Origin of the sequence: Janthinobacterium sp. PSPC1-1 (assembly GCF_049897625.1) — a bacterium.
GTDB lineage: Bacteria > Pseudomonadota > Gammaproteobacteria > Burkholderiales > Burkholderiaceae_D > Janthinobacterium > Janthinobacterium tructae.
This window is the reverse complement of record NZ_JAFCWP010000016.1, coordinates 1-16,354: the sequence shown is the minus strand read 5'-3', so window position 1 is coordinate 16,354 and position 16,354 is coordinate 1. Positions and strand designations below refer to the sequence as shown.

Here is a 16,354-nt window from a genome sequence, read left to right as displayed (position 1 = left end):
TATCCTATTTCATTATTTCTTGTGAACATTTGATATTTTAAGTTAGACGCCAATCCGAAGATTGACGCTGCACTTACATCAAATGCCCACACTTATCGACTGTTAATTGTTAAAGAACGATATTCGGTACTGCTTTCGCGCTATCGACAAAGCGTTGTGTTTGTCAGCTGCGAAGAAGGAAGAGTATGAAGCTTTTTCAGCATTTCGTCAACCTTCTTTTTTACCCGCTTCACTCAGCATTTGCATGCATCGTTCAGCGAGGGGGCGAATTATAGCCGTGCCCCGCACACCCTGCAAGGGCTATTTTTCAGCTCCGAGAAACAACCCTGGCACCGCACTTGCTTATACAGACATATGCACTACGCACTGATGGCAGCAACTCTGGGCCTGGCAGCAACACTGGGGACAGCCCGGTTCGCTTTGCTTTGCTCCCATCTGTGACAGGTGCTACATTATGGAACACTCTCGATATTCAAAAGAGCGCCGCAGTACAGGGCCCAACGGAGGCAACGAGATCATGTATCAACCGTCAGCTACTTACCGTAGCGCACCGTTTTCGTCCATCGCGGACGCGAACATTTTGCCGGCAGGACAAGACAACGTCCCCGTCATCATCGAAACGTCCCATCAGCGTTCAGTCGCCTTTGGCCTGTCGCCCACGGCCACGCCCGACTTTACGCCAGCCGGCAAATCCGATCTGTCGTTGCTGATCGAGCAAAACCGCATGCTGCACACGCACGCAGTGCCCGCCATGGAAACGCTGTACCAGCAAATCGTCAACACGCACAATATGGTGATCTTGACGGATGCCAACGGCGTCATCGTGCATTCGCTGGGCGACGATGATTTCCTGGAGAAAGCCAACCGCGTGGCCCTGCGGCCGGGCGTGGCATGGTCGGAACAAAGCCGCGGCACGAATGCCATCGGCACGGCCATCACGGAAAAAGTACCGACGTTGGTCCATGCGGACCAGCATTACCTGGCCGCCAATCATTTCCTGACGTGCTCCGCGGCACCGATCACCGACCACCGCGGTAATGTCATCGGCGTGCTGGATGTCTCCAGCGACCAGCGCAGCTTTCACAAGCATACGATGGCCTTGGTGCGCATGTCGGCGCTGATGATCGAGAATCAGCTGTTTTCCGCCACCTTCGAAGACGCCATCACCGTGCACTTCCACGCGCGTCCCGAATTCATCGGCACCTTGATGGAAGGCATCGCCTCATTCACGCCGGGCGGGCGGTTTTTATCCGCCAATAAAAACGGTTTGTTCCAGCTGGGCCTGTCATTCGCCGCGCTGCAATCCCATACCTTCAGCTCCCTGTTCGGCTTGCCCGTGTCTGCCCTGTATGAACATTACCGCACGGCCTCACCCGGCTTGCTGAACCTGTGCATGCACAGCGGCGTGCGCGTGTATGGGCGCGCGCAGTTGCGCTTGTCCAATAGCGTCTTCCAGCATGGCTTTACTGCCAGCACCGACCATAGCGATATCAATGCCGTGCCGGCCCAGGTTCCCGCGCCAGCCAGCCATGCGGCCAACGCGGCGCGGCGCCTGTCGGGCCTGCGTTATCTGCGCACGGGCGATCCGCAACTGGAACTGGTGATCGAAAAGGTCAACAAGGTATTGGGACGCGATATTCCCATCCTCGTCATGGGCGAAACAGGCACCGGCAAGGAATTGCTGGCGCAAGCCATCCATAACGACTCGCCGCGCGCCATGGGACCGTTTATCGCCGTCAATTGCGCGTCGATCCCGGAAACCCTGATCGAATCTGAACTGTTCGGCTATGAAGACGGGGCATTTACGGGCGCGCGCAAGAAGGGGGCCATCGGCAAGATCCTGCAAGCCAATGGTGGCACCCTGTTCCTCGATGAAATCGGCGATATGCCCTTTGGCTTGCAGGCGCGCCTGTTGCGCGTGCTGCAGGAACGCATGGTCACCCCGCTGGGCAGCAGCAAATCAATCACCGTCAATGTGGAACTCATTTGCGCCACGAATCACAACTTGCGCGAACGCATGGCCAAGGGACTGTTTCGCGAAGACTTGTATTACCGCCTGAATGGCCTGGTGGTCAAACTGCCGCCGCTGCGCGAGCGCACCGACCTGGACACGGTCGTGAAAAAAATCCTCGCAACGGAAGCACCCGATACGCGCTACACGGTGGCGCCGGACATCCTGCGCTTGTTCCACCAGCATAAATGGCCAGGCAACTTCCGCCAGCTGACCAATCTGTTACGCACAGCCATCGTCATGGCAGGCGACGAGCATGAAATCTGTCTGCGCCACATGCCTGATGATTTCCTCGACGATATTGAGATGACGCAAGCGACTGCCGCCAGCGCCAGCACGGACCGCATGATCGCCGCCGGCGCCAACCTGGAAGAAATGGAACAAAGCGCGATCCTCAAGTCGCTCGACGCCCACGGCGGCAACGTCTCGGCCACGGCACGGGCCCTGGGCGTGTCGCGCAATACGATCTATCGCAAGGTGCCGCATCTGAAATAGCCTAGAGTAGACGGGCAAAGCCGGGCGACATCTTGCGCTGGCCCGACTTGTCGATGGTCATCAGGTCGACGCCCTGCATGTGTGCGGCCATCGCATGCGCACGCGCGGCCCCCGTCACCATGAAGGTCGTCGACAAGCCATCGGCCAGCAAGCCCGTGGGGGCCAGCACGGTCACGCTGGCCAGTTCGCCCGGCGAATCACCGTTCGCGGGGTCGAAGATGTGGTGATGCACGAAGTCGGGCGTAAACGTGCATTCGTAATCGCCTGACGTGGCCACGCTGCGCCCCTCCACTTTCAAGGTGGCCGCCAGGATTTCCCCGTCGCGCGGGTCCTGGATGCCCAAGGTCCACGGACGGCGCAGGGAACGCTGTCCGCGCGCAATGAACTCACCCGTGTCGAGCAGCGCGTGCCGTATGCCGCGCGCCTGTACGGCCGCCAGCGCCATGTCCGCCGCGTAGCCTTGCGCCAGGCCATTCAAGGTCAGCGCCATGCCGGGCTGAAGAAAACGCACTTCGCGGCTATCCCACGCCAGTTGCCGCCAGCCTACCCGCGCCTGCGCCGCGCGACGCAATGTGTCCGTTGGCAAGCTTGCCTGCTCTGCCGCCGCGCGAAACAGCTGCCACAAGGGTTGCACGGTGATATCAAACGCCCCATCACTCCATTGCGACAAGGCTTGCGCCTGCGCCAGCACGGCCAGCAGATGCGCGTCCGGCCGGCACAGGCGGCCATCACGATTCAGCTGAAAGACTTGGCTGGCCGGGTTGTAAATACTCATCAGGCGGTCAATATTCCTGGCCGCATGCAAGGCGTCTTCAATCGCCAGTTCCGCCTGGTGCTGATCGTGGTGCAACACGGTGACGGCGATCGTCGTGCCAAACGCCAACGCGGCGCCTTGATAAGGTCGCACGCCGGACGCCGTGGCCGTGCCGCGCGCCATGCTGACAGGCAAGGACAAGCCCGCCATGCCGGCCACGCTGCCAATCGCCGCGGAAATAAAGGTTCTACGCTGCATTGCTGCTCTCCTCTGCCGTGGCCCGGGCTATGGGTATGGTGCGGGCACGCTTGATTTCCAGCATCAAGGGTGCGCATTTTTCATCGCTGGCGTAAATCACCACGCAATCCATGCACTGGAAACACTCACCGTAATCAACCTTCCCGCTGGGCGCGATGGCGTGATACTCGCAACGATGGCGGCAAGTCTGGCAAGGCGTGCCGCATTCCTTGCGGCGGGGAATCCAGTTGAACAGGCGAAAGCGGCCCAGCAGCGCCAACGCCGCGCCAAACGGACACAGGTAGCGGCAAAAGAATTTGTAGGAAACACTGCTGAGCAGCAGCAAGCCCACGGCATAGGCGACGAAGGGCCAGGCGCGCACGAAATTCAAAGTGATCGCCGTCTTGAACGGCTCCAGCTCCACCAGCTTGTCCGTGATCTGGCTGGAAAACATGCTGCTGCCAAGAATGGCCGCCAGCAAGCCATACTTGATCCATTTCAAGCGCCCGTCCAGGCGCGGCTTGATCTTCCACTGAGGCAAGCGCAACCACTGGCCCAGCTTGCCCGTGAATTCCTGCAGGGCGCCGAACGGACACAGCCAGCCGCAAAACGTGCCGCGCCCCCAGATAAACAGACTGAGCAGCACGAAAGCCCACAGGATCACCGTCATCGGATCGAACAGGAAAAAGCCCAGACTGCGGCCCGCCAGCAGTGCCTGGATGACACCCGTGATATTGACGATCGATAACTGCCCCTGCGCGTAGTAGCCGATGAAAGCGATGGTAAACACCAGGAACAGACGACGGAACCAGGTGAATTGCCGCCCCTCGCGCACCAGGCGTTTTTGCCAGGCCAAAGCGCCGGCCAGCAGCGCCAGCCCGGCCAGCAAGGTCAATAGCTCGGCCTTGCGGTTCTTCCAGGTGCCGCGCCATGTGGCATCGTCGCCTTGCGGCGCGACATAAAAATCGGCGGGCAGGCGGTAGCTGAAATCCACGTTGCGGGCGATGCGTTCCGGATACACGATGCCCTTGTTGCGCGTGATGGGGAGAGAAAACGCCAGCGGGCTGGCCGCATCGAGTCCCGCCTGGCTGATGATGCGAAACACGGCGATATTTTCCGTCGGCAACGCAGTCTCTTCCGACAAGCGCAATTCCAGGTCCAGGTCGCGCATGTCGATGGGCAAGCCATCCTGCTTCAGCAACAGCCTATCCGGCACGGTGCCGCGCACGAAATCGTCGCCCAGCACGCTGTAGCGCCCGCGTGACATGACGAGGATGGCGTGATCGCCCTCGTCGAGCCGGTTGCGCAGTTTGTTCCAACTGCGCTCCGTCAACAGATTGCGCCCCACGCTGGGCACGGATACATACGCCAGGTACAGGTCGATGAACACACCGTCCGGATCGCGCGCGGCCTGCGCATCGAGTCCCGCTCCAGGACTGCCGGCAAACAGGGTTTCCACGTCCTTGTTGCTCAGACGTACATGCTGGATCAAGCCTTGTTTGAGCATCTGCGCCGCGCTGAGTTTCTCGAACACGTCCATGCGGATGCGGGCGATCTGGTCGGGGTCGCGGCCTTGCGCAAAACCCAGTTTTTTGCGCAACACTTTCAAGGCCGAGGCTAGCACGCTCTGGTTGATGATGCGCACGGAGGCCGTCGCCTTCGACACGCCGTCGATATCGGCGTGCGTCGCATCTGGCGCGCGCTTGGTGCGCGCATCGATGGCGATGTTCTGTTTCAGCGACAAGCCCTGGTACTGTTTAACGAATTGAAACAGGGGCGCTTCGCCGAGGCCGTCGAGAAACACGGGTTCGTGCTGCGACAGCACGGCGACGTCCAGAAAACTGCCTTTCGGATCGATGGCGATCAGCAGATTGACGGGCACGCCGGAAAAGCCGGGAATCGGCGCCAGGTCCACCGATTCAAACACGTAGCCGACCAGTTCGGTGGCCGTGGCGTTTTGCCGGAACAAGGGCCAGACGGGCAAGTCGGTTTCCTTGTCGCCGACGACGATGGGAGCAGGAAAGCGCCGTGCCAGCTCGGCCTTGGTGAGCACACCCGCCCACGCCTGCCCCAGAATGAACAAAAATAACCAGCATCCAATGAACAACCGCATTATCCGCATGCACCGTGCTCCGTGCGGCGCCCTGTCGCAAGGCGCCGCGTTCATTAATTAGAAGAAAATGATGCCGCCCAGCGACACGCCATTCATCTTCGCTTCGCCGCCCGTAAAGCCTTTCGAGCGCGTCTGGCCCAGTTCGCCCACCAGGGTGATCGCGCTGTTGAGCGAGTAGTACGCGCCCAGGGTCAGGTTGGCGTTCGACTTCAAGCCGCCCGTGCCGGCCGTGTTGTCGTCGTTCTTGCTGATGCCGTAGGACAAGCCCAGCTTCAACTTGTCCGTCGTCTTGTACGTGCCTTGCAACAGCCAGTTCTTCGACTTGGTATCGCCCTGGTCCGCATCGGAGAGTATCCCCAATCCTTTGCCTCCCTGGAAGTTGACCAGCACGCCGGCCGGGCCCATCTGGTACGAGCCGCCCACTTCCACGCCGCGCATGGTCAGGTCATCGACACCTGGCGTTTTCGAGGTGAATTTTTGCGACTTCACGCCCAGCCACGCTTTCAAGCCTTCCTGCGCATACGTCACTTGCGCCTGCACTTGCGGACTCGACTTCGAAGAATAGGTCGAGCCTGCCACGATGGGCGTATCGGAAACGGGGCTGACCAGCGCCACATCGACGCCAAAGCCGCCGGACTTCGGCGAGCTGTACATGATCTGGCCATAGTTGCCCAGATACGTATAGCCGGCGCCGATATGGCCCAGGGTCACCCGGCCCCGTTGCGTCGCTTGCACGGGTGCGCCCGAACCCAACAAGGTCATGTCGGACAGGATCGCATTCGCGCCGAAGATACCGTAGTCGCGGCCCAGCTTGAAGGTGCCCATTTCCGCATTGCCGAACGTGAAGAAGGCCTGGCGCACATCGACCACGCTGTTCTGGCTGATGGCGCTGTCGGTGGCCGTCGAGTTGTAGATGCCGATCAAGGCTTTCACGTCGTACTCGCCCAGGCGCGAGCTTGCCGAGGTGATCAAGCCATTCGGCAGCAAGCCGTTGCCAATCGTCGTGCGGTCCTTCTCGCCGCCGCAACCGAGCGCCTGGCCGCCCAGCGCCAGCCCTCCCACTGCATCGCCCGAACACGACACTTGCGTGTAATAAGCGTTGACGATGCCGCCCACCGACACGGTCCAGTCGCCCGCCTTGATATCGACGGCTTGCGCCTGCCCCATCGCTGCGATTGTCATGACACCCAGGCTCCCCAGCTTGATCAATGTGTTCATTGCTTCTCCTCTTTCTTCTCTGTTTTTAGTGTGCACACCAGTGATTGATGTACCTCAAGCTTTGGCAATAAGCGTGCCCAGCACGACTCAGAGGGAGAAGGAGAAAAAGCGTCGTTAACGTGTGCAGCAGCGGATCAATTGCCACAGATAGTGTTCATTTTTTGACCGCAAGTATGCGTAGCGGAGCTACAGGTAAACAAAAAACTGACGGCCTGGGCCGTCAGAAAAAAGAAAGCGCCCGGCGGACAGGGAGACACCCGTCCGAATGGCCCGGGCGTTTCACCCCCTTACTTCGATGCCAGTTTGAAGACCCACACGGAGCCGCCCTGTTCCAGGAAGTTGACCTTCTTCGCCACTTCGCCACCCCACAGCGGCACCGCGCCACCCCAGCCAGATACGACGGCTACATATTGCGTGTCGCCATCCTGCCAGGTGACGGGCGGCGCCACGACGCCGGAGCCCGTCTGGAATTTCCACAGTTCCTTGCCCGTCTTCGCGTCGACGGCTTTCAGGAAGCCTTCCGGCGTGCCGTAGAACACCAGATTGCCGGCCGTGCTCATCACGCCGCCCCATAGCGGCGCGTTGTTCTTGATTTCCCAGACGATCTTGCCCGTCTTCGGATCGATGGCGCGCATGGCGCCGATGTAGTCGTCAAACAAGGGCTTGATAGTAAAACCGGCACCGAGGAAAGCGCCACCCTTCTTATAGCTGATCGGCTCGTTCCAGATGTCCATGCCCCATTCGTTGGCGGGAACGTAGAACAGCTTGGTTTGCGGCGAGTACGCCATCGGCATCTGGTTTTTTGCACCGAGGAAAGCGGGCGCGGCAAACACGGTCGTGCCCTTCTTGCCCTCTTCTCCCTTGGTCGGGTCGCCTGGGCGGCCGGCGGCGATATAGTTCGGCCGTCCCGTTTTCAGGTCGATGCTGCTGGCCCAGGTGATTTTCTTCACAAACGGAAAGGCGTTCTGCAGCTTGCCGTTGTTTGCATCGATAACATAGAAAAAACCGTTGCGGTCGGCCTTGCCGCCGTAGCGCTTGCCATCCATGTCGAAGGTGACGAACTCGTTGGCGCCATCGAAATCCCAGGCATCATTGGGCGTGTTTTGATACGCCCATTTGATCTGGCCCGTCTTGACGTCCAGTGCCACGGTGGACGAGGAATACAGGTTGTCGCCAGGACGCAAGTGGCTATTCCACGGCGCCGGGTTGCCAGTGCCGAAATAGGCCAGCTTGGTTTGCGGATCGTAGGTGCCGCCCATCCAGGTCGAGGCGCCGCCCGTCTTCCACAGGTCGCCCGGCCAGGTTTTGTTGACCGTGCCGGATACGCCGTTATCGATGGCCTTGCCGTCCTTGTCGTAGCGGTGGCCCATATGGCCTTCCACCGTCGGACGGCTCCATACCAGGTCGCCGGTCATCGGGTTGCGCGCTTCGACCCGCCCCACGATGCCGAATTCGCCACCCGACACGCCCGTCAGCAGCAAGCCTTCGGCGATCAGCGGCGCGGCCGTCATCGAGTAGCCGGCCGCATAATCGTCCACTTTCTCTTTCCAGACGATCTTGCCCGTGTTCTGGTCCAGCGCCACCAGGTAGGCGTCGAGCGTGCCGAAAATCACCAGGTTGCCATACAGGGCGGCACCGCGGTTGACCACGTCGCAGCACGGCATGATGCCGTCCGGCAAGCGATGCTCATACTTCCACAGCTTGGCGCCCGTTTTCAAGTCGACAGCAAAGATGCGCGAATACGATGCCGTGACGAACATCTTGCCGTTATGAATCAGCGGCTGCGACTCCTGGCCCCGCTGTTTTTCGCCGCCAAACGAGAACGACCAGGCCGGCACCAGCTTGGCCACGGTCTTGTCATTGATCTGCGTCAACGGTGAGTAGCGCTGACCCTGCGTGCCCATGCCAAACGACAGCACGCTGGCCGGATTCTTCGCCGTGTTGTCGAGCATGGCATTGGTGACATTGCCCACGTCGGCCGCCTGGACCAATGAGGCCAAGGATGCCAACCCCAAACCGACGACGATCCCCATGATTTTTTTCTGCACAATCATCTCCCTCTGTTTTATTAGTATGTGTGTATCAGGTCTTGCGGTGCTCATGCGGCTGGGCATGCAACAGCGCGCACTCTTCATCGGTGAACAGGCGCGAGCGCGTCAGGAAGCGCTTGCCCGTGCCGTTGTCGAGTGAAAACATGCCGCCATTGCCATCGACCACATCGATAATCAACTGGGTATGCTCCCAGTACTCGAATTGCTCGAGTCCCATGTAAAACGGTGTGCCATTCAAGTTGCCGAGATAGATATCGGTATCGCTGACATCGAACTCGCCCAGCGCATAACACATGGGCGCACTGCCGTCGCAGCAGCCGCCCGACTGGAAAAACATCAGCGGGCCGTGACGCTGGCGCAACTTGTCCATCATTTCCAGCGCCGCATCGGTGGCGACCACCCGGGCAATTGCTGCACTCATGGCATCCCTTTCTGCGCGCCGCCCCCGGCTAAGGGCGCGGCGCCTGTTGCCGGTTTAGAAGAAGCCCAAGGCTTTCGGGCTATAGCTCACCAGCAAGTTCTTCGTTTGCTGGTAGTGGTCGAGCATCATCTTGTGGTTTTCACGGCCGATACCCGATTGCTTGTAGCCGCCGAATGCGGCGTGGGCTGGATACAGGTGGTAGCAATTGGTCCATACGCGGCCCGCCTGGATGGCGCGTCCCATGCGGAAGGCGCGCGAACCGTCACGCGTCCACAAGCCGGCACCCAGGCCGTACAAGGTATCGTTGGCAATCGCCAGCGCTTCGGCCTCATCCTTGAAAGTGGTCACGGACACGACTGGTCCAAAGATCTCTTCCTGGAAGATGCGCATCTTGTTGTTGCCCTTAAACACCGTCGGACGCACGTAGTAACCGCCCTCCAGGTCGCCTGCCTGCGTATGGCGCTCGCCGCCAGCCAGCACTTCGGCGCCTTCCTGGCGGCCGATGTCGAGGTAGGACAGGATTTTTTCCAGCTGCTCCTGCGACGCCTGGGCGCCGATCATGGTGCTGGCATCGAGCGGATTGCCCTGCTTGATGGCGGCCACGCGCTTCAAGGCCCGTTCGATGAATTTCTCGTAAATCGATTCCTGGATCAGCACGCGCGATGGGCAGGTGCACACCTCGCCTTGATTCAGCGCAAACATGGTGAAGCCTTCCAGGCACTTGTCGAAATAATCATCATCGGCATCCATCACATCTTCAAAGAAGATGTTCGGCGACTTGCCGCCCAGCTCCAGGGTGACGGGAATCAGGTTTTGCGCGGCATACCCCATGATCAGGCGGCCCGTGCCCGTTTCACCCGTAAAGGCGATCTTGGCGATGCGCTTGCTCGACGCCAACGGCTTGCCCGCTTCCAGGCCGAAACCGTTGATGATGTTCAACACGCCCGGTGGCAGCAAGTCGCCGATCAGTTCGATCAACACCATGATGGAAGCGGGGGTTTGCTCGGCCGGTTTCAAGACGACGCAATTGCCGGCGGCCAGGGCTGGCGCCAGTTTCCACACGGCCATCAGAATCGGGAAATTCCACGGGATGATCTGGCCCACAACACCCAGCGGCTCATGGTAGTGATAGGCATAGGTTTCCGCGTCGATTTGCGCGACGGAACCTTCCTGCGCGCGGATGCAGCCGGCGAAGTAACGGAAATGGTCGATGGCCAGCGGAATGTCGGCATTCATCGTTTCGCGGATCGGCTTGCCGTTATCGATGGTTTCCGCCGTGGCGATCAGGCTCAGGTTTTGTTCGATGCGGTCGGCGATGCGGTTCAGGATATTGGCGCGCTCGGCGGGTGAAGTCTTGCCCCAGGCATCCTTGGCGGCATGCGCGGCGTCCAGCGCCAACTCGACATCTTCCGCCGTGGAACGGGCGATTTCGCAAAACGGCAAGCCCGTGATCGGCGTGATGTTAGGAAAGTATTCACCTTTTACTGGTGCAACGAACTGACCGCCGATGTAATTGTCATAGCGTTGTTTGAAGGGATTGGCTACGCCCAGTTTGCTGATGTCTGCGAGATTCATGTCGTCCTCTATCGGGTTAATTAGAATGGAAATAATTTAATTAAAATCAAACGTCCTGGTACAGATGGGGTGAGTACACGGAGTCTTCCGCAAATGCCGTGCCAGCTCGCCGCCGCACTACCAACTTAGCGGGTTTTACCCTTGTTACAAGGGCGTGGCATCAATACCGGCGCGCTTTTCAGCGCATGCCCCGGGCTTGAGCGGAGGGCGTGCGTCTGTTGGCGTTTTGAACAAGCGGCGCGGCCCCTGTTCCAATCCGTGCCAGCCTCGCCACCAGCCCGCATCACATTCCCTGCACCGCTGCACAATGGAACAGGTGTACCAGACTGGAACACCTGCGCCTGTATCACTACCGTATCACCACGCCCCAGGGCAATTCGCCCACGGCAATATCGGCCACCTTGCGCGCGCTGGCCGTATCGATGACGGAAACGCTGTTCGAGCGGCCATTGGCCACGTACAGCTTGCTGCCATCAGGCGTGATGGCCATATTCCACGGGCGCTTGCCGACGGGAATGGTGGCTGTGACCTTGTTGCTGGCCGTATCAATCACCATCACCGTGCCGTCCGTGCCGTTCGAGACATACACCTGTTTACCGCCGGGGTGGACGGCGATGCCGTTGGCATTCTTGCCCGCTGGAATGGTGGCGACGGCCTTGCGCGCGGCCATGTCGATCACATACACGGCGTTGACCAGTTCGCACGCCACGTAGGCGCGGCCGGAGTCCGGACTGAAACCGATACCGCGCGGCCGCAGGCCCACGGCAATAGAAGCCACCTGGCGGCGTTGCGCCACGTCAATGACATCGACTTGCTCGGCCTCTTCCGCGCTGACCAGCAGCCAGCGCCCATCAGGGCTGAACACAGCATGTTCCGGGTTACGCCCTTGCACCTTGATGTCGGCGAGCAAGACGCCCGTCTGGCCATCGAGCAAGGCCACGCTATTGTTTTCCTCGACGGCCACGGCCACGTAACGACCGTCCGGCGAAGCGCTGACGCCTTCGGGCGACTTGCCCAGCGCCACCGTGCGCACGGGCGTGCCGCTCGCGTTATCGATCAGCAACAAAGCGCTGCTGGCAGCATCGGTGACAAACAATTGCCGTCCGGTGGGGTCGGCGGCGATGCCACGCGGACGCTTGCCTGCCGCGATCTGGTGCACCACCTGGTCGGTCGCCGTGTCGATCACGCTGAGGGTGCCCGATTTTTCATTGGGGACATAGGCAAAAGGAGCGGCCTGGAGAGCGCTGCTGGCAAGCACAGGCAGCAGCCAGCACACCTGGCGCAAGCGCGAGAAGAAGTTGGGCATAATCACCTTTTCAATGGCAAAACGAGGGGAAAGCGCGCGGTATCGGCGCATCTGAACATTTCTGCATGCAAACGCCGTGCCACTGACACGCGTATAATTTCAGCCCACCAATGGAGACATGGCAGGCATATTGCTTGATACAACTATGCAGACCTGCGCCGCTCACGCGCTCAAGCAGGCTTTTATTCACATTGGAGAACCCGCATGCAGCATCGTTTCCGCTTGAACACCATTGCCAGCCTGTTTGTCGCCGGCAGCGCCACCCTCGCCCCCCACGTTTTCGCCGCCGAGGCAGCTAACCTGGCCAACGGGCAACTCATGGATACGGTGGTCGTCAGCGGCAGCCGCATCGCCCACCCCAGCCAGGAAGTGCCGGCCTCGATCGACGTGGTCGACAGCGCCCGCATCCAGGATGGCCAAATCCGCGTCAACGCGTCAGAGGCGCTGGCCGCCGTGCCGGGCCTGGTTGTGCAGAACCGCCAGAACTACGCGCAAGACTTGCAAATCTCGTCGCGCGGCTTCGGCGCCCGCTCGGCCTTCGGCGTGCGCGGCGTCAAACTGATCAGCGATGGCATTCCCGCCAGCATGCCCGACGGCCAGGGCCAGGCCGCTACCTTCAACCTTGATACGGCCGAGCGCATCGAAGTGCTGCGCGGACCGTTTTCTGCCATCTATGGCAACCATTCTGGCGGCGTGATCCAGCTGTTTTCCAAGGATGGGAAAAATCCCCCGTCCGTCGAATTGAATGTGACGGGCGGCAGTTTCGGCACCAGCAAGGTGGACTTGACGGCACAAGGCCAGGCAGGCGGCATCGGCTACGTGCTCGACGGTTCGCGCTTCCGCACGGACGGTTTCCGCGACCACAGCGCCGCCACGCGCGAACAGGCGTTCGGCAAGATCACCGTCAAGCCCAATGCGGACAGCAAGCTGACCATCGTCGCCAACAGCCTGCACCAGGGCAATACGCAAGATCCGCTGGGCGCCACCTGGGACACGTTTGCCGCCAACCCGCGCGCCGGCGAAATCGACACCACCGATACGCAAAATCCGAAGCGCACGCTGGCCGAGCGCTACAACACACGCAAGAGCATCGACCATCAGCAAATCGGCGCCACCTACGAGCAATCATTCGGCGATGACCGCCTGCATGTGATGGTGTATGGCGGCAACCGCGACGTGATCCAGTACCAGGCCTTTACCAAGGGTTTCCAGGCACCGGCCAGCCATTCTGGCGGCGTAGTCGACTTCCAGCGTCAGTTCTACGGCATCGATACCAACTGGCTGCACGTCAACCAGCTGGCCGGCGGCAAGCTGAGCACTACCATCGGCATCGATTACGGTCGCTCCAGCGATGACCGCACCGGCTATGAAAACTTCATCGGCAATAGCTTCGGCGTAAAGGGCAAGCTGCGCCGCGACGAGCAGGATGTCGTCTCCAGCCTCGACCCGTATATCCAGGCGGAATGGCAAAGCGGGCCATGGCTGCTCAGCGCAGGTGTGCGCTACAGCAAAATGAAAGTGGAAGTTAGCGACCACTTCCTCAGCAATGGCAACGATAGCGGCAGCCTGGAATTCAGCCACACGACACCGGTGCTGGGCCTGCTGTATAAACTGACGCCGAACGTCAACGTGTACGCCAGCGCCGCGCGCGGCTTCGAAGCGCCTACCTTGAATGAACTGTTTTACTCGGGCACGGGCGGCGGCTTCAATTACCAACTGAAACCGGCCACCAGCACCAACCTGGAAGCGGGCGTCAAGGCCAGAATCAATAGCAACACGCATGTGAATGCGGCCGTGTTCCAGATCAAGACGACTGACGAACTGGTGGTCGACAAGTCCAGCGGCGGGCGCACCAGCTATCGCAATGCGGGTAAAACCTTGCGCCAGGGTATGGAAGTGTCGCTGGATTCGAACCTGCCGTATGGCTTCACGGCAAAAGTGGCGCTCACCAGCCTGCACGCTGTGTACGACCAGGCCTTTGGCAGCGTGCGCGAAGGCAGCCGTTTGCCGGGCGTCCCCAGCGCCAACCTGTTCGCGGAACTGGCCTGGAAAGATACGCTGGACCGTTTTGGCGCAGCGCTGGAAAGCGTGGCCAGCAATCAGGTCTACGCGGAGGACAGCAACAGCGAAAAGCCGGCGCCCGGCTACACGGTGTTCAATGCGCGCTTCAACGCCAAACAAAACGTAGGGAATTGGCGCTTCAAGGAGTTTGCCCGCCTGAACAATCTTTTCGACAAGACCTACGTGGGCTCCGTCATCGTCGGCGACAGCAACAAGCGCTACTATGAAGCGGCGCCGGGACGCAATTGGCTGCTGGGTGTCAGCGCCCAATATAATTTCTAAAAAGAAAAAGCCCGCGCCTCTTCCGATGCGCGGGCTTTATTGTCATTCAACATGGCCTGTTACGGCCGTGCTTCCTTCACCCCATATTTCTCAAAGATGGCTTTCAATTCGCCGCTGGCCGCCATCTCGTTCATGGCTGCCTGCAGCAACTTGCCCACGTCGAGCTGCTGGCGGCTGACGGCCAGGCCCACGGCCCAGCCGGCACGCGGCAAGCGGGCGAACGCCACTTCGCTCAAGGGGAAAGCGGGATCGCTTTTCAGCACCGACTCGATTTCCGAACGATTCGCCAGCACGGCGTCGAGCTTGCCCGCCTGCAATTGCTGCAAGGCTTCGGCGGCCGTGTCGAAGATACGTACGTCGTCACGGTACTTGCCATTGTCTTCACCCAGCATCAGCATGGCGGCGATCGAGACCTTTTCCACGCCGATGCGCTTGCCGGCCAGCGAAGCGACGCCATCGAACTGCGGCACGGCTTGCGCACTGCGCACCAGGCGCACCGTTTCCACGTAATACGGCGCAAAGATTTCGACCTTGTCGTTATCGGCCATCAACTTCTTGTCGACTGGCACATGCAGCATCACGTCGGCGGGACCATAACCGAGGTAATGGCCCTTCCACACCATATTGCGCAAATCGTCGTTCAGGTTTTCGCCGGCGGGAAATGGCAGCAAGCTCAGTTTCAAACCCAGCTTTTTGGCTAGCGCTTCGGCAATATCGATATCGATGCCCGTACCCTTGTCGGAAAAAGGCGCAAACTCGTTATACACAGCCACTTTCAGGCTGCCCGACTGCTGCACTTTCTGCCAGTCGGCGCGCGCCGGCGCGGCTGCGCACAGCGCCAGGCAAGCGAGCGAGATCATCGCGCGCGCGCCCGGGAGTTGGAATGAACGCATGGGACTCCTTCGTTATCAATTCGACCTAATTAGACTCTCGGCGGGTTTCCAGGTAGGTCTTGATGGCCCACATGGCTTCCTGGTTGAACACGCCCTCGAACGGCGGCATGTATACGGCACCATTGCGTACTTTACCGTGGCGGATAGTCGCCAGGAAATAATTGTCAGTTTCCTTGTAGCAAGCTTGTTTCTTTGTCTCATTTTTGATGCCGAAGCAATCGCGATCGAGCTGGCGCAAGTCCGGCGCAATACCGCCCGAGATGGCTTCGATGCCGTGGCAACGCGCGCAATTCTGGTTGTAAGCGGAAGTGCCCACCGTCAGGGCCAGCTTGTTGCCCCGATACGGGTTTTGCTCGAGCCACTTGTCGCCCACCTTGGGCAAGCCCGTGGTGTCGACGCCTTGCGGCGTGACATTGCCGTGCGCATAGGCATGCGGCAAGGTCAACAGGGAAGTGAGGGCGACGGCGCCGGCGGCTGCCACGCCGAGCAGGGTGCGAATGGAATAGGTCATGCTGGTCTCCTTGGTTTTTTTAGTGAATATCCAAGAAGAGCAAATGCCATGCCATGCCTACATGCCCCACATCCGGCCGCCCATGTATCAATTTGGAACAGCTGCAACACCTATTTGTGTTACCGCGCGCATCAGGCGGCGGCGTCGAACAGCATGTCCGATGCAGGCCGCACGCTGTATGCCGTCTCGCGTGCCGCGAAAGCCAACCCGAATGATGCGGACAGGCTCAAGAAATTCCTTTTGAGGGTCTGGCCGTAGGTTGGCGTAGGTCGGCTTAGCGCAACGCGCGTAAGCCGACAGCCACCACCAGCGCCAAACAAAACCACCAGACGAAAAAAAACCCGACCATTGCTGATCGGGTTTTTCTCAAGGAGAAACAGCCGGGGGCTGTTTCACCAAATAACAAGCCTGACGATAACCTACTTT

The 16,354-nt window shown here is 60.0% G+C and carries 11 protein-coding genes; 2 read left to right on the top strand and 9 right to left on the bottom strand.

Annotated elements, in window-relative coordinates; genetic code table 11:
• Nucleotides 1-517: 517 nt before the first annotated feature.
• Nucleotides 518-2,506: a sigma-54-dependent Fis family transcriptional regulator gene (locus ACP7EG_RS27530; RefSeq protein WP_426090225.1), complete on the top strand. Its 1,989-nt coding sequence runs from the start codon at nucleotides 518-520 to the stop codon at nucleotides 2,504-2,506.
• 1 nt (nucleotide 2,507) lies between these two features.
• Here the strand turns inward: ACP7EG_RS27530 and ACP7EG_RS27525 are convergent, their stop codons facing one another.
• The 7 genes from ACP7EG_RS27525 to ACP7EG_RS27495 form a co-directional block, all read right to left on the bottom strand.
• Nucleotides 2,508-3,518 carry an FAD:protein FMN transferase gene (locus ACP7EG_RS27525; protein WP_426090224.1) on the bottom strand — a complete coding sequence of 337 codons (1,011 nt, stop codon included), beginning with the start codon at nucleotides 3,516-3,518 and terminating at the stop codon, nucleotides 2,508-2,510.
• Nucleotides 3,508-5,580 carry a 4Fe-4S binding protein gene (locus ACP7EG_RS27520; RefSeq protein WP_426090223.1) on the bottom strand — a complete coding sequence of 691 codons (2,073 nt, stop codon included), beginning with the start codon at nucleotides 5,578-5,580 and terminating at the stop codon, nucleotides 3,508-3,510. The genes ACP7EG_RS27525 and ACP7EG_RS27520 overlap by 11 nt, the downstream gene beginning before the upstream one ends.
• An 87-nt stretch (nucleotides 5,581-5,667) precedes the next feature.
• The gene (locus ACP7EG_RS27515; protein WP_071075149.1) at nucleotides 5,668-6,828 is read right to left on the bottom strand and encodes a porin; all 1,161 of its coding nucleotides are present in this window, start codon (nucleotides 6,826-6,828) and stop codon (nucleotides 5,668-5,670) included.
• Nucleotides 6,829-7,115: 287 nt separating this feature from the next.
• Nucleotides 7,116-8,861 carry a PQQ-dependent methanol/ethanol family dehydrogenase gene (locus tag ACP7EG_RS27510; RefSeq protein WP_426057737.1) on the bottom strand — a complete coding sequence of 582 codons (1,746 nt, stop codon included), beginning with the start codon at nucleotides 8,859-8,861 and terminating at the stop codon, nucleotides 7,116-7,118.
• Nucleotides 8,862-8,910: 49 nt separating this feature from the next.
• Nucleotides 8,911-9,300, bottom strand: a complete 390-nt coding sequence (locus tag ACP7EG_RS27505) for a DUF779 domain-containing protein (protein ID WP_034756816.1) — start codon at nucleotides 9,298-9,300, stop codon at nucleotides 8,911-8,913.
• A gap of 54 nt (nucleotides 9,301-9,354) precedes the next feature.
• Nucleotides 9,355-10,875: an aldehyde dehydrogenase gene (adh, locus tag ACP7EG_RS27500; protein ID WP_426090222.1), complete on the bottom strand. Its 1,521-nt coding sequence runs from the start codon at nucleotides 10,873-10,875 to the stop codon at nucleotides 9,355-9,357.
• Nucleotides 10,876-11,224: 349 nt separating this feature from the next.
• On the bottom strand, nucleotides 11,225-12,181 hold the full coding sequence (locus ACP7EG_RS27495; RefSeq protein ID WP_426090221.1) for a beta-propeller fold lactonase family protein: 957 nt from the start codon (nucleotides 12,179-12,181) through the stop codon (nucleotides 11,225-11,227).
• Between the two features lie 204 nt (nucleotides 12,182-12,385).
• Here ACP7EG_RS27495 and ACP7EG_RS27490 point away from each other — a divergent pair, with 204 nt between their 5' ends.
• Nucleotides 12,386-14,524 carry a TonB-dependent receptor family protein gene (locus ACP7EG_RS27490; protein ID WP_426090220.1) on the top strand — a complete coding sequence of 713 codons (2,139 nt, stop codon included), beginning with the start codon at nucleotides 12,386-12,388 and terminating at the stop codon, nucleotides 14,522-14,524.
• Nucleotides 14,525-14,583: 59 nt separating this feature from the next.
• On the opposite strand, the gene ACP7EG_RS27485 is transcribed toward ACP7EG_RS27490, so the two are convergent.
• Both ACP7EG_RS27485 and pedF read right to left on the bottom strand, forming a co-directional pair.
• Nucleotides 14,584-15,417, bottom strand: coding sequence for a substrate-binding periplasmic protein (locus ACP7EG_RS27485; RefSeq protein ID WP_426090219.1), 834 nt, complete (start codon nucleotides 15,415-15,417; stop codon nucleotides 14,584-14,586).
• Nucleotides 15,418-15,442: 25 nt separating this feature from the next.
• Nucleotides 15,443-15,928 carry a cytochrome c-550 PedF gene (gene pedF / locus ACP7EG_RS27480; RefSeq protein ID WP_070221748.1) on the bottom strand — a complete coding sequence of 162 codons (486 nt, stop codon included), beginning with the start codon at nucleotides 15,926-15,928 and terminating at the stop codon, nucleotides 15,443-15,445.
• Nucleotides 15,929-16,354: the final 426 nt, after the last annotated feature.

What these genes read in the sequence shown, in the direction of transcription:
- ACP7EG_RS27510 (WP_426057737.1), bottom strand. Translation starts at nt 8,861, where the DNA reads ATGGGGATCGTCGTCGGTTTGGGGTTGGCATCCTTGGCCTCATTGGTC.
- ACP7EG_RS27485 (WP_426090219.1), bottom strand. Translation starts at nt 15,417, where the DNA reads ATGCGTTCATTCCAACTCCCGGGCGCGCGCGCGATGATCTCGCTCGCT.
- ACP7EG_RS27530 (WP_426090225.1), top strand. Translation starts at nt 518, where the DNA reads ATGTATCAACCGTCAGCTACTTACCGTAGCGCACCGTTTTCGTCCATC.
- ACP7EG_RS27495 (WP_426090221.1), bottom strand. Translation starts at nt 12,181, where the DNA reads ATGCCCAACTTCTTCTCGCGCTTGCGCCAGGTGTGCTGGCTGCTGCCT.
- adh (WP_426090222.1), bottom strand. Translation starts at nt 10,875, where the DNA reads ATGAATCTCGCAGACATCAGCAAACTGGGCGTAGCCAATCCCTTCAAA.
- ACP7EG_RS27525 (WP_426090224.1), bottom strand. Translation starts at nt 3,518, where the DNA reads ATGCAGCGTAGAACCTTTATTTCCGCGGCGATTGGCAGCGTGGCCGGC.
- ACP7EG_RS27490 (WP_426090220.1), top strand. Translation starts at nt 12,386, where the DNA reads ATGCAGCATCGTTTCCGCTTGAACACCATTGCCAGCCTGTTTGTCGCC.
- pedF (WP_070221748.1), bottom strand. Translation starts at nt 15,928, where the DNA reads ATGACCTATTCCATTCGCACCCTGCTCGGCGTGGCAGCCGCCGGCGCC.
- ACP7EG_RS27505 (WP_034756816.1), bottom strand. Translation starts at nt 9,300, where the DNA reads ATGAGTGCAGCAATTGCCCGGGTGGTCGCCACCGATGCGGCGCTGGAA.
- ACP7EG_RS27515 (WP_071075149.1), bottom strand. Translation starts at nt 6,828, where the DNA reads ATGAACACATTGATCAAGCTGGGGAGCCTGGGTGTCATGACAATCGCA.